At 39.4% G+C, this 13,167-nt stretch carries 11 protein-coding genes and 1 pseudogene; 4 read left to right on the forward strand and 8 right to left on the reverse strand.

Annotated features, from left to right (window positions below; genetic code table 11):
• Positions 1–117: 117 nt before the first annotated feature.
• Positions 118–447: a hypothetical protein gene (locus HMPREF1116_RS03485; protein WP_000389563.1), complete on the forward strand. Its 330-nt coding sequence runs from the start codon at positions 118–120 to the stop codon at positions 445–447.
• Positions 448–793: 346 nt separating this feature from the next.
• Positions 794–2,353, forward strand: a complete 1,560-nt coding sequence (locus tag HMPREF1116_RS03495) for an ATP-binding cassette domain-containing protein (RefSeq protein WP_025171235.1) — start codon at positions 794–796, stop codon at positions 2,351–2,353.
• 44 nt (positions 2,354–2,397) lie between these two features.
• Here the strand turns inward: HMPREF1116_RS03495 and htpX are convergent, their stop codons facing one another.
• Together htpX and HMPREF1116_RS03505 are read right to left on the reverse strand one after the other, a co-directional pair.
• Positions 2,398–3,297 carry a zinc metalloprotease HtpX gene (htpX, locus tag HMPREF1116_RS03500; RefSeq protein ID WP_000965043.1) on the reverse strand — a complete coding sequence of 300 codons (900 nt, stop codon included), beginning with the start codon at positions 3,295–3,297 and terminating at the stop codon, positions 2,398–2,400.
• 1 nt (position 3,298) lies between these two features.
• Positions 3,299–3,859, reverse strand: a complete 561-nt coding sequence (locus HMPREF1116_RS03505; protein ID WP_000219831.1) for a LemA family protein — start codon at positions 3,857–3,859, stop codon at positions 3,299–3,301.
• 94 nt (positions 3,860–3,953) lie between these two features.
• Here HMPREF1116_RS03505 and rsmG point away from each other — a divergent pair, with 94 nt between their 5' ends.
• Positions 3,954–4,667 (forward strand): 16S rRNA (guanine(527)-N(7))-methyltransferase RsmG, encoded by a 714-nt coding sequence (gene rsmG, locus HMPREF1116_RS03510; protein ID WP_000801944.1) that lies wholly within the window; start codon positions 3,954–3,956, stop codon positions 4,665–4,667.
• A gap of 360 nt (positions 4,668–5,027) precedes the next feature.
• Entirely contained in the window at positions 5,028–6,311 is a 1,284-nt protein-coding gene (locus HMPREF1116_RS03515) for a uracil-xanthine permease family protein (protein WP_007554578.1), read from the forward strand.
• Positions 6,312–6,421: 110 nt separating this feature from the next.
• On the opposite strand, the pseudogene HMPREF1116_RS03520 reads toward HMPREF1116_RS03515, so the two are convergent.
• From HMPREF1116_RS03520 to HMPREF1116_RS03545, 6 genes and pseudogenes are all read right to left on the reverse strand, one after another.
• Positions 6,422–7,180 (reverse strand): annotated as a pseudogene (locus HMPREF1116_RS03520) (CPBP family intramembrane glutamic endopeptidase).
• Positions 7,181–7,296: 116 nt separating this feature from the next.
• On the reverse strand, positions 7,297–8,208 hold the full coding sequence (locus HMPREF1116_RS03525) for a DMT family transporter (RefSeq protein WP_000030342.1): 912 nt from the start codon (positions 8,206–8,208) through the stop codon (positions 7,297–7,299).
• Between the two features lie 9 nt (positions 8,209–8,217).
• Positions 8,218–9,150: a serine hydrolase domain-containing protein gene (locus HMPREF1116_RS03530; RefSeq protein ID WP_000810449.1), complete on the reverse strand. Its 933-nt coding sequence runs from the start codon at positions 9,148–9,150 to the stop codon at positions 8,218–8,220.
• Positions 9,147–9,872 (reverse strand): CppA N-terminal domain-containing protein, encoded by a 726-nt coding sequence (locus HMPREF1116_RS03535; RefSeq protein WP_000636830.1) that lies wholly within the window; start codon positions 9,870–9,872, stop codon positions 9,147–9,149. The genes HMPREF1116_RS03530 and HMPREF1116_RS03535 overlap by 4 nt, the downstream gene beginning before the upstream one ends.
• A 148-nt stretch (positions 9,873–10,020) precedes the next feature.
• Positions 10,021–10,839: an endonuclease/exonuclease/phosphatase family protein gene (locus HMPREF1116_RS03540; protein WP_000670816.1), complete on the reverse strand. Its 819-nt coding sequence runs from the start codon at positions 10,837–10,839 to the stop codon at positions 10,021–10,023.
• A 52-nt stretch (positions 10,840–10,891) separates the two neighbouring features.
• Positions 10,892–13,078: a PTS transporter subunit IIBC gene (locus HMPREF1116_RS03545; RefSeq protein ID WP_000974085.1), complete on the reverse strand. Its 2,187-nt coding sequence runs from the start codon at positions 13,076–13,078 to the stop codon at positions 10,892–10,894.
• Between the last annotated feature and the right edge of the window lie 89 nt (positions 13,079–13,167).

Here is a 13,167-nt window from a genome sequence, read left to right on the forward strand (position 1 = left end):
CAAGGTATCTAAACATTTTAAATATTTTTCACTATTTTTTGATATATTTACTATGACATTTTTTGTTTTTGGTGCTATACTATAGACATCAATACATGAGCAAAGGAGGACGCTCATATGGAAGACAAAGAACTAATCTTAGAAGCTTATCAACTCATTTCCGAGTTAAATAAAGCTTACCAAACTTGCAAACAAGGATTGCCTGATGATCTGCGCTTGCAGCAAAATATTGACGAGCTACTCAGACAACTTAAAAAGACAGAGAAACTAGATAACTCTATCTTAATTGATCTTGAGAAATTTTACCAATGTACCAGTCTCTTGATTGGACTTGGCACACTTAAGCTGAATGAGCAAACTCGCACTGCTTGGCGAAACTATGATAAGTTTCACTACGATCAAGTCAAACACGTTTTGACACTCTATGGACCTGTTTTTGGTTTCTAGAAAGACTTGAATTTCACATTTCTTTTGACAAAGTGTTCCAAAAGGTATAAAATAAACATAATAATTTTCGGAGGTAAGGGAGACATGAACAACTAAGTCTATCAAATATAGAACCTTTATTTAGTAGATCTTGTTTTTGTCTCTTTTTGTGTGCTCTTTTATGCTCTTTCTTCTGGCATTTTATACTCAATGAAAATCAAAGAGCAAACTAGGAAGCTAGCCGCAAGCTGTACTTGAGTACGGTAAGGCGACGCTGACGTGGTTTGAATTTGATTTTCGAAGAGTATTAAAAGAGTTTTTTTGACATAGACTTTGGGCTCTACTAGGTAAAGTAGAGCTTTTTGTTATGCAATATAGACATTCTAGAAAGGGCATTAATATGATAAAAATTAACCATCTAACTATCACTCAAAACAAAGATTTACGAGACCTTATTTCCGATTTAAATATGACTATCCAAGACGGAGAAAAGGTCGCTATTATTGGTGAAGAAGGAAATGGCAAATCAACCTTACTTCGAACTTTAATGGGAGAAAGATTAGCTGATTTCACTATCAGGGGAGAAATCCAGTCTGACCTTCAGTCCCTGGCCTACATTCCTCAACATCTCCCTGAAGAACTGAAGAAAAAATCTCTACAGGACTACTTCTTTTTAGAATCTACTGATTTGGACTACAGCATTCTCTATCGCTTGGCTGAGGAATTGCATTTTGATAGCGACCGTTTTGCTAGCAACCAAGAAATTGGGAATCTCTCGGGGGGAGAAGCTTTGAAAATTCAGCTCATCCATGAGTTAGCAAAACCTTTTGAGATTCTATTTTTAGATGAACCTTCAAATGACCTAGACCTTGAGACGGTTGATTGGCTAAAAGGTCAGATTCAAAAGACTAGGCAAACTGTTATTTTCATTTCCCATGATGAAGACTTCCTCTCTCAAACGACAGATACTATTGTCCACTTGCGACTGGTCAAGCATCGGAAAGAAGCCGAAACGCTAGTCGAGCATTTAGACTATGATCGCTATAGCGAGCAGAGAAAGGCTAATTTTGCCAGACAAAGCCAGCAAGCTGCTAACGATCAGAGAGCCTATGACAAAACCATGGAAAAACATCGCCGAGTTAAGCAAAATGTAGAAAATGCACTTCGAGCTACCAAAGACAGTACTGCAGGTCGCCTATTGGCTAAAAAGATGAAAAATGTTCTCTCTCAAGAAAAACGCTACGAAAAAGCAGCTCAGTCCATGACCCAAAAGCCACTTGAAGAGGAACAAATCCAACTCTTCTTTTCAGATATAGAGCCATTAGCTGCTTCAAAAGTCTTGGTTCGACTGGAAAAGGAAAATTTGTCCATTGGTGAGCGTGTTTTGGCTCAGGAGTTACAACTAACTGTCCGTGGTCAAGAAAAAATCGGCATTATCGGTCCCAATGGCGTTGGCAAATCCACTCTGTTAGCCAAGTTGCAGCAAGTACTAAGCGACAAAAGAGAGATTTCGCTTGGATTTATGCCACAAGATTACCAAGAAACATTGAATTTGGATCTATCTCCAGTAGAATTTCTTAGCCAAACTGGACACAAAGAGGAATTACAGAAAATCCAATCTCACTTAGCTAGTCTCAACTTCAGCTATCCAGAGATGCATCACCATATCCGCTCCTTATCTGGTGGTCAACAAGGTAAACTCCTTCTTTTGAATTTAGTTCTGCGAAAACCAAACTTTCTCCTTCTGGATGAACCCACACGAAATTTTTCTCCAACTTCTCAACCAGAAATCAGAAAACTCTTTGCCAATTATCCCGGTGGTCTGGTTACTGTTTCGCATGATCGACGTTTCTTAAAAGAAGTCTGTACGAATATCTATCGTTTGACAGAACATGGTTTGGAAGTCGTTGATTTACAAGATTTATAAATGTAGAAAATCTCAAAAATCCAGAGGAAAATCTCTGGATTCTTTTACATATGTTGTAAACGCTCAATCCGTTCTGAGATTGGCGGATGAGTATAGAAGAGTTTTTGCAAACCACCTCGCTTTTGAGGATCATTGATGTAAAGTGCACTGCTAGCATCATCTACATGACGGCTCATTGGTTTACTATTGTCCAACTTACGCAGAGCATTGATCATCCCTTGAGGATTACGAGTCAATTCCACGCTTGAAGCATCTGCTAAAAATTCTCGCTGACGAGAGATGGCTAGTTGTACCAAAGTTGCTGCTAGGGGAGCCAAAACAATTGCTAGGAGAGAAACAACTAGCATAATAATTTCAAGTCCACCACTATCACGGTCATCACTTCTACGACCACGGCCTGCACCACCCCACCACATCATGCGTCCAGCCATACTTGATAAAAGCGTAATCGCACTAGCAAGGGCAACCGCGATAGTAGAAATACGAATATCATAGTTACGAATGTGACTGACTTCATGGCCTATAACCGCTTCTAACTCTTCACGATTCATAACCGCTAAGAGTCCTGAAGTTGCTGCTACAGCTGCATTTTGAGGATTTGAACCCGTAGCAAAGGCATTCAAGCTGGCATCATCGATGATGAAAACACGTGGCATGGGGATTTGCGCAACCATAGCCATATCTTCCACAACATGATAGAGGGTTGGTGCGGTCTGCTCATTCACCTCACGCGCACCATTCATGCTCATGACTATCTCTGTTGATTGAAAAATCATGGACAAGGCATAGATAAAGCCGATAATCAGAGCGATAACTAAGCCACCAAGACCAGACCGCATAAAGAGGTAACCAACTGCATATCCAACCAAAGCCAAAAGTAAAAAGAATACTAATAGTAAAATCCAAGTTCTTCGCTTATTACTCGCGATTTGATCATACAGCATCCTAGTCACCTAAACCACTAAAATCAACCTTTGGTACTGCCTTTTCTTCTTCAGGAGTCTGAAGGAAATCAGCCACTTTAAAACCAAAAAGTCCAGCAACTAGGTTACTTGGGAAAGTCTCCAATTTAACATTATAGTTGCTAACAACACTATTATAAAGTTGGCGAGAGTAAGAAATTTTATTTTCAGTATTGGTCAGCTCTTCTTGCAATTGTGCAAAGTTGCCACTCGCTTTTAGATCTGGATAATTTTCTGCAACGGCAAAAATGCCTGAAACCTGGCGTGTAAGAGCATCACTAGCCTTCATAGCTTCTGCTGGTGAAGTTGCTGCGGCTACTTGATTACGAAGTTCTGCAACTTTTTCAAGCGTTGAACCTTCATACTTTGCATATCCCTTCACGGTCTCAATCAAGTTTGGCAAGAGATCGTTACGACGTTTCAACTGAACATCAATCTGACTCCATGCCTCCTTAGTTTGCATACGATTTTTAACTAAACCGTTATAACTAACAATTACGAAAATAACAATAAGAGCAAGAACTCCAAGAATAATCCAAGTCATCATATAATTCCTTTCTTCTTTTAGATTAGTACCAGTATATCAAATTTCCATCTTTTTGTGGTAAAATAAGATGATACTAAAGAAGGAAACTACTATGAAACCAGAAACATTTTATCAACTGCTAGCTGAACAAAATATCCATCTTTCTGACCAGCAAAAAGTTCAATTTGAGCGTTATTTTGAACTCTTGGTTGAATGGAATGAAAAAATCAACCTGACTGCTATTACAGAAAAAGAAGAAGTCTATCTCAAACACTTCTATGATTCCATCGCTCCTATTATACAGGGATTGATTGAAAACCAGCCTATTAAACTCTTAGATATCGGTGCTGGAGCAGGATTTCCTAGCCTTCCTATGAAGATCCTCTATCCTCATCTAGATGTAACCATTATTGACTCTCTCAATAAACGAATCAACTTTCTGAATCTATTAGCCCAAGAACTAGGTTTAGAAAATGTTCACTTCTATCATGGACGTGCCGAAGACTTCGCCCAAGATAAGAACTTCCGTGCTCAGTTTGATATCGTTACAGCTCGTGCAGTTGCCCGTATGCAGGTCTTGTCCGAGTTGACTATTCCCTACTTAAAAGTTGGTGGAAAATTGCTTGCACTAAAGGCTAGCAATGCACCTGAGGAATTAACTGAAGCTAAAAATGCCCTCAATCTTCTCTTTAGTAAGGTTGAAGAAAACCTCAGTTACACTCTTCCTAACGGAGACCCTCGCTACATTACTATTGTTGAGAAGAAAAAGGAAACTCCAAACAAATATCCACGTAAGGCTGGCATGCCTAACAAACGTCCACTTTAGAAAGATTAAAAAATCTGCAAACTCACACCTCGCTTTCTTATTTCAAGGCTCAGGAAAAAATGATTTACAAAATCATACCTCGCTCTCTCATTTCAAGGCTCGGAAAAAAATGATTTACAAAATCATACCTCGCTTTCCCATTTCAAGGCTCAGGAAAAAATGATTTACAAAATCATTTTTTTCTGCTATACTATCCTAAGCAAAGGTTTTTAATGTCATCCCGTGAGGTGACGAAGGCGCAGATCTATATAAAACTCTTTAAAACTTGATATAGGAGTCTTGTTTTAGAGAGGTCTTACTCTGGGAGCCTATTGCTATAAAATAATGGGCTCTTTTTTGATGCCCAAAAGTGAGGTTAATATGAAACAGGAATCAACTGTTGATTTGCTTTTAGACGTTGACCAACGTCCTTCAGCTGGAAAGGGAATTCTTCTTAGCTTCCAGCACGTATTCGCCATGTTTGGTGCAACCATCTTGGTACCTTTGATCTTGGGAATGCCTGTATCGGTTGCCCTTTTTGCATCAGGTGTAGGAACACTCATTTACATGATCTCTACTGGCTTTAAAGTTCCAGTTTATCTGGGTTCTTCTTTTGCCTTTATCACAGCTATGTCACTTGCCATGAAAGAAATGGGTGGTGATGTATCTGCTGCTCAGACAGGGGTTATCCTGACTGGTCTTGTTTATGTACTTGTTGCTGCAAGTGTTCGCTTTGCAGGTACAAAATGGATCGACAAACTCTTACCTCCAATCATTATCGGTCCTATGATCATTGTTATCGGTCTTGGACTTGCTAGTTCAGCTGTTACCAACGCTGGTCTTGTAGCTGACGGAAACTGGAAAAACGCTCTTGTAGCCGTTGTTACTTTCTTGATTGCTGCCTTTATCAATACAAAAGGAAAAGGCTTCCTACGAATCATCCCATTCCTTTTTGCCATTATCGGTGGTTACCTCTTTGCCCTAGCACTTGGATTGGTTGACTTCACTCCTGTTCTTGAAGCTAACTGGTTTGAAATCCCTGGTTTCTACCTACCATTCAATACAGGTGGTGCCTTCAAACAATACGACCTATACTTCGGTCCTGAAACAATTGCCATCCTACCAATCGCAATCGTAACCATTTCTGAACATATCGGAGACCACACCGTTCTAGGTCAAATCTGTGGACGCCAATTCTTGAAAGAACCAGGTCTTCACCGTACCCTTCTTGGTGATGGTATTGCAACATCTGTTTCTGCCTTCCTCGGTGGACCAGCAAATACAACCTACGGTGAAAATACAGGGGTTATCGGAATGACTCGTATCGCTTCTGTCTCAGTTATCCGTAACGCTGCCTTTATCGCAATTGCCCTTAGCTTCCTTGGTAAATTTACTGCTTTGATTTCAACAATTCCAAACTCTGTACTTGGTGGTATGTCTATCCTTCTTTACGGGGTTATCGCAAGTAACGGTTTGAAAGTCTTGATCAAAGAACGTGTTGACTTCGGTCAGATGCGCAACCTTATCATCGCAAGTGCTATGTTGGTGCTTGGACTTGGTGGTGCTATCCTTAAACTTGGACCAGTTACCCTTTCAGGTACTGCCCTATCAGCTATGACAGGTATCATCCTAAACTTGATCTTGCCATACGAAAACAAAGACTAATCCATATAGAATCAACGAGAGGTCGGGACCAAAAATCCCGACCTCGTTTTTATGAACAAGAAGCCTTTGATACAGTGACTCATTGGACTGTTGTCAAAAAGTTTGATTTCTTAATTTCCCCAAGCAATCAAAAGATACAAGAGACTGGAACCAAACATATCAGCAAGAGCATGCATGAGAAAAAATGGCAGTAAATTCTTGACTACATATTTGTACAAGAAATAATAAAAGAGACCATAAACAAGCCCAATAACCAAGGCCCAAAGTAATCCTTGATAGGTATGGAAAGAAATCCGTATAATTACCGAGTAGACTAGAGCTAACCACTTGTGCTTTTCTTTTACTGAAGTCAGTAAGCCTAGGAAGAAAAATTCTTCATAAAAACCATTTAGTAAAGCATAGCAAATCGCCATCGGCGTTAAAGCCATGAATTTTCGAATGATTTCCATAGGGTCTATAAAAGGGATCAACTGAGGATTAAAATAATTATACTCACCGCTAAGAGTTGTAATGATATCACCAAAGATACCAACTACAGCAAAGATAAGGGGTACCCAAATTAAAACAGACCAGCTCCAATGTATAGGAAGCTGTTTAAAATCATAATTTCGAATCACAAGATATAGGAAGGTAATCCCTAACATCATCAATTGAAAATTGAAATTACTAGAATAAGCTGCCCCATCACTTGCTAGATTTGTCGTAGTTTCTGCGACGCTAGTAAGAGTTGAGGGCTATAAACTCTCCATAAATTGTTGAGTAGAACGAATGATAAACTCTCCAAACATTAAAACAGTGATGATGAGGATATCGAACCATTTTAAGTATCTTAAAGGTTTTGATGGATGAATACTTTGTAGCAAATTCATATTTCTTCCTTATCTTTAAATGTATGAATTGATTATAACCATTCATTCTTAAAGTTATATGAATCAACTTGCTAGAAGATTAAAAAAACAGCCTTATCAAAGACTGTTTTAATCCATTAAACAGAATGTTGCTTCTTTTCAAGCATTAAATCCTTCAATGAAATGATAGTCACAGCTAGTAAAATCATTGCCATACCAAGAAAATCTACAGGATAAAAGATATCCCCCATAATCATGAAGGCAAAAAATACTGCCGAGATAGGCTCAATCGAAGCCAAAAGGCTAGACTTGACTGGTCCTATCATACTAGCTCCCTTGAGGAAGGCTGTATAGGCAAAGACCGTTCCAATCAGAATGATACCAGCAAAAGCTAGAAAGATATCAAAAGATATGGGAATACTGGCCCCGATAAGCCCCGTAAAAGGTACTGCTAGTATACCTGAGATGGTCATTCCAACACCAATAACCAAAATGCTCCCCCATTTTTGAATCAATTTTATGGGTAAAATGATATAAAGAGCATAGGTTAGGGCCGAGAACAAACCCCAAAATAGACCAGCTGGAGTCATCGAGAGTTGATCCAATTGCCCATGGGTTGCAATGAGAAAGGTCCCACCTATAGCTAAAAACATAGAGATGATTTCTGAAAGCGTCGGAGCCACCTTATCCTTGATACAAGTGTAAGCAAGGATTCCAACTGGACAGACATACTGGAGGACTGTCGCTGTCCCAGCATTTGTCTCCTGAATAGCTGAAAGATAAGCTAATTGATTTAGAAAAAGACCAAATAAAGAAAATAGCAAGAGAGAAAACAGGCTTGATTTATCTTTTAGAAAAGCTATGAATTGCTCCTTAGATTTGATATAGGACAAAAGAACCAAAAGGAGTCCTGCAATAATCAAACGGATATTGGTTAAAACAAGAGCAGAAATTCCATGAGCCATCAAGTATTGACCGCTAGTCCCTGATAGGCCCCAGGCAATACCTGCAATCACTGTAAAAATAGTTCCTTTTAACGCTTTAGACATGAGCCCTCCCTAGTCTGCTTCACGAATCAAGTCCATGACCTGATTACGATCCAATATCCACTGAGCACGCTCATCTTTCTCATAGGTTCGGTTAGATAAAAAGATTGCCGCCTCTTGTTTCTGTCGATTCCACATGATAAAAGTTCCAGTATAACCTGTATGGTCCAACCAATCACCTTCAAGATTCCAGGCCAATGAGCGTTCTTTATCACTCAGATCCGAAAAATTCTGACTCAATCCTTCAGCAAAATCATCTTGCAAATAATGCTCTAAGAAGATTTTTAAATCATGAACTGTTGAAAACAAGCCTGCACTACCTGCATGTTTTCCAAGCAAACGAGCCTTGGGATCATGGACCACTCCTGCTTTCTGTCCACGGACCGTTGGAACAGCACAGTTAACTGAACCAAACTGAGTTTCCTTCATCTTCCATGGATTCAACACTTGCTCTTGTAAAATCTGATCCAAGTCCTTTTCAAAATAAGATTCTAAAAGAAAACCTAGTAAGAGAAAGTGCACATCTGAGTATAGAAAGGCTCTCTTCTCTCGGCGATTCAGATGAAACATAGCTTCTCTTAACTGATCTGCTGAAAGCTGATCTCTATTAGGAATAAAAGGATCTAAATCCGTTGCATGCGTTAGGAGTTGTCGAATGGTGATGACTGGGTAATCCACTTCTGGAAGATAGTCTCTTATGGAGTTATCTAACTCAATCTTGCCTTCCTTCCACAAAAAGGTTAAGACCGTTCCTACTCCAACGACCTTGCTCACACTTGCCAAATCATAGACCAAGCCCTCACGAGTCTGCTCACCAGTTTCTGGATTTGCTTCTCCTAGATACCAGTCAGACCAAACGCCATCCTGATAATACGCAAAAGAGGCACCAGGATAAATCCCCGCCTCAATTTGTTGCTTTATTTTTTGAATGATTTTTTGTTTCATACTGCTTCAAACCACAATTCAATATTGTTGGTATCCTTAGTTAGGAAAAACTTCTCAGATTTTGGAATAAAGTAACCAGCTTCTTCAAATCTTTGACGCAATACAGGCAAATCCAAATTCTCTACTTGAAATTTCAACATAGACAAGTCCCAAGTTACATTATTTTCAACCAGTAAATCGCTCCCTTGAGATTGATTAAAAGCTAGTCGGTTTTCGATTTCTTCTTTATCAAGTAGGCTTGATGTCTTATCTGGTAAGTTAATTTCCACCGAGATTTCAAAGGCTGTCAAATATCTCAGTTTCTCATCTTTTGAAAAAGTGACTTCTTCCTCAACTTTTTTCAAATCCTTGATATCATCTTCGGCATGAATAAGAATACAATCCCCTTCTGGAGAAAGAACCTCAAAAGCATATCCCTTATTTCCTTTATAGAGTTGAGGGATTTCTTCCATTCTAGCTAGTAGTGCTTCAATCTCAGATGGCTTCTCTACCTTTACAAGTAATCTAGCTAATTTTTTAATCCCTTCAACCTTACGGCTCCTCATACTTGGTGACTCTTCTAAAACTAACTTTTCAATACCTGATTGGTCTCCTAGTGATAAGAATGCTGACTCTTCAAGCAAGGGTGTCATCCCCAAAGTCTCAATATAAAACAACTCATTTAAATTTCTATTATTTACCTTTAGCGTCGGGATCATACGCTTTATTTGATTTACAATCATAAATTCCTCCAACACTTTTTATTTTAAAGGATTTTATCTTTTTTTACAAGTTATTCAATAAAAAACTTTAACTATATTAACTCTTTAAATTAAATTCCCCCTTCTGTTTGTAGAAGGGGGCTTGATTGTTTTTACTAAAATAGCTTATTTAGTCTTTCCAAGATAGTGTTGCTTGCAGACCGTAATGATCACTAACTTGTGGACTGTTTTTACCATCAAAGACCACGTGAAGTTTTTCTACCTGCACATCCTTTGTTGTAAAGATATAATCGATTCGAAGAGGTTCGCTATTTCCCTTCCAACCATCAATTTCAGGCGGAACAGTGTAACTACCACTTCTTTCTTTTGCAACTTCAAATGCATCTTGTAAGTTTAGTGGACTAGCTAAAATAGCTTGGTAGCCCTCTTGACCTGCAGGATTATTAAAATCACCTGCTAGCAAGAGTGGCTTGTTCAATTCTTTCAGAACTGCTTCAAAGCGCGCCCATTCCTCTTGGAAGCCTTTATCCCACCAAGAGAGATGGACACTGGCAACTGCAAGTTCTTTACCTTCAACTACTGTCTCTGCTAGAGCAACTCGACGAGTGTGGTAATCTGTCGGATCATCTACATCTGAAACCAAAATTTCACGCGCTTCAATTGGTGTTTTAGATAGGATTGCAACACCTTCATGGTAACGATCATAACCGATATGGTTGTAGGCCCAAGTCCAATAATAGTTTTGACCTTGCTCAGCTAAGTGTTCTACCAAGAGACGAACATAGTGATCTTGATGAATCGGCTCAGCAGATGGTAATGGCTGATAAAGTGCACCAGCTTCTACTTGCGCTGAAGTAATTTCCTGGTTAATTTCTTGAAAACAAATCAAATCATAACTGTTTTCAAGTATATCTTGAAGTAAAAGTTGAAACTTTTGTTCAGGATCTTTTTCCATCCAACTATGGGTATTGAGTGTTAAAAACTTCATGCTTTTCTCCTATTAAACAAGAGGTTGGAAACAGCTTCCAACCTCCTAAATATTACAATTCTACTTTTGCAACTGCTGTTTTAGCAGCAAGAGAACCTGTTTTTTCTAATTTAACTGATTTGATCGCATCACCATTTGTGAAGACAACTACAGTTGTAGTTTCACGACCAGCTTCACGGATAGCACCCAAGTCAGCTGTGACAAGAAGATCACCAGCAGCAACCTGTTGTCCTTCAGTAACACGAACTGTAAATGGTTTTCCTTCAAGACTTACTGTGTCCAAACCAATGTGAACAAGTACTTCAAGGCCTGCTTCAGTCACAAGACCAAGAGCGTGTTTAGTTGGGAAGATACTTGATACAGTACCTGATACTGGAGATACAATGTTTCCGTTTGATGGTTCTACTGCAAATCCATCACCCATCATTTTTTGTGCGAATACAGGATCCTTAACTTGATCCAATTCAATCACTTGACCGTCAGCAACTGAGTATACTTCTTCAGTCACACCTTTGTATACAACAGCATCTTGTTGAGCTGCTGCCATTTGACTTGGAAGAGTTTCAGGAATCACTTCACCTGAGTCAAGAAGGTCTTGGATATCTGATTTCAAAACGTCAGCTTTAGGTCCGTAGATAGCTTGGACACCTTGTCCTTTCATGACAAGTCCCATAGCTCCTTCAGCTTTCCATTGTTCCTCTGTTCCAACTTTTTCAGCGTCTTTTACAGTAACACGAAGGCGAGTCATACATGCGTCCACATCAACGATGTTAGCACGTCCACCAAGAAGGTTAATGATGTTAACAGCTTGAGAAGCTTCTGCAACTTTTGACTCACCAGAAGCAGCAGATTCTGATGAACCTTCAGCAGTTTCGTAGTTTCCGTTACGTCCTGGAGTAGCATAGTTGAATTTTTGAATCATGAAGTTGGCGATAAAGTACATGATAACTGCAAATAGTGCTGTTACCCAGATAAAGTTAATGATATCCATACCAAGACCAGCATTGATAGCTAGTGGAGTACGAGTCAAGAATTCAATTGAACCGAATGAGTGCACACGAAGGTGAACAATATCAGCCATAGCAAAGGCAGCACCTTGAACAACAGCGTAGACAAGGTAAAGAGGTGTTGCAACGAACATGAACATATATTCAATTGGCTCAGTAACACCAGTCAAGAAAGTTGCAAGAGCTGTCGCAATCATCATACCTTTGTATTGGTGTTTCTTGTCTGCTTCAACATTACGGTAAATAGCAGCAGCCACACCCATCAAAATACCGAATGAACCAATCATTTGTCCAACTTTGAAACGAGCTGGATGAACTGTATCTAGCAATGTTTGGTATTGACTAGCATCAGTACCTTTAAGGTTTACAAGGTCTGTTACCCATGCAAGCCAAAGTGGATCTTGTCCAAATACTTGAGTGCCTTTTGCTGCACCAGTTAAAATATCGTAAGTACCACCAAGAGCTGTATAGTTCATTGGGATAGTCAACATATGGTGAAGACCAAATGGCAAGAGCAAGCGTTCCAAAGTACCATACAAGAATGGTGCAAGAACTGGTGCTGTTTCTTGTGAATTAGCAATCCAGATACCGAAGTTGTTGATACCTGTTTGAACAACTGGCCAGAAAGCTGAAAGAAGAATTGCAGCGATTGCTGAACGAAGAATAACTACAAACGGTACAAAACGTTTCCCGTTAAAGAATGAAAGTGCATCAGGAAGTTTACGGAAATTATAGTATTTGTTAAAAGCAGTCGCTCCAACAAAACCTGAGATAATCCCTACAAATACCCCCATGTTAAGGGCTGGTGCTTCAAGTACGCTAATGAAATAATCAGCAACCTTGATAGAGTTACCAAAGAGTGTTGATACCATAGCGTTAGGATCTTTCAACATATCACTGCTTACACTAAAGATGGTACCAGTGATACGGTTGATTAGGATAAAGGCAAGACCAGCAGCAAAAGCACCACCAGCGCGTTCTTTAGCCCAGCTTCCTCCAATAGCTAGGGCAAACAAAATATGAAGGTTACCGATAACTCCCCAACCGATTTGCTCAAGGATTCCTCCTGTAATCACTAGAGGGGCAAGGTTTGGGTCAATCATTGCAAGCGACTTACCGATTGAGATCATCAATCCAGCCGCTGGCATAACAGCGATAACCACCATTAGAGCCTTACCGAATTTCTGCCAAAATTCGAAAGACAAGACATTTTTGAATGTATCTTTCATCATTCAAATCTCCTTTTATATTTATTAGGCAAACGTTTTACGAAAACGTTTGCACTTGTTTGTGACTTAATTATACCACTTTTTATTTTTTT

The sequence above is a fragment of the Streptococcus sp. SK140 genome, assembly GCF_000259525.1.
Classification (GTDB): domain Bacteria; phylum Bacillota; class Bacilli; order Lactobacillales; family Streptococcaceae; genus Streptococcus.

Coding starts and splice junctions, on each gene's coding strand:
- HMPREF1116_RS03515 (WP_007554578.1), top strand. CDS start 5,028: ATGAAACAGGAATCAACTGTTGATTTGCTTTTAGACGTTGACCAACGT.
- HMPREF1116_RS03540 (WP_000670816.1), bottom strand. CDS start 10,839: ATGAAGTTTTTAACACTCAATACCCATAGTTGGATGGAAAAAGATCCT.
- rsmG (WP_000801944.1), top strand. CDS start 3,954: ATGAAACCAGAAACATTTTATCAACTGCTAGCTGAACAAAATATCCAT.
- HMPREF1116_RS03535 (WP_000636830.1), bottom strand. CDS start 9,872: ATGATTGTAAATCAAATAAAGCGTATGATCCCGACGCTAAAGGTAAAT.
- HMPREF1116_RS03525 (WP_000030342.1), bottom strand. CDS start 8,208: ATGTCTAAAGCGTTAAAAGGAACTATTTTTACAGTGATTGCAGGTATT.
- HMPREF1116_RS03495 (WP_025171235.1), top strand. CDS start 794: ATGCAATATAGACATTCTAGAAAGGGCATTAATATGATAAAAATTAAC.
- HMPREF1116_RS03545 (WP_000974085.1), bottom strand. CDS start 13,078: ATGATGAAAGATACATTCAAAAATGTCTTGTCTTTCGAATTTTGGCAG.
- HMPREF1116_RS03505 (WP_000219831.1), bottom strand. CDS start 3,859: ATGACTTGGATTATTCTTGGAGTTCTTGCTCTTATTGTTATTTTCGTA.
- HMPREF1116_RS03485 (WP_000389563.1), top strand. CDS start 118: ATGGAAGACAAAGAACTAATCTTAGAAGCTTATCAACTCATTTCCGAG.
- HMPREF1116_RS03530 (WP_000810449.1), bottom strand. CDS start 9,150: ATGAAACAAAAAATCATTCAAAAAATAAAGCAACAAATTGAGGCGGGG.
- htpX (WP_000965043.1), bottom strand. CDS start 3,297: ATGCTGTATGATCAAATCGCGAGTAATAAGCGAAGAACTTGGATTTTA.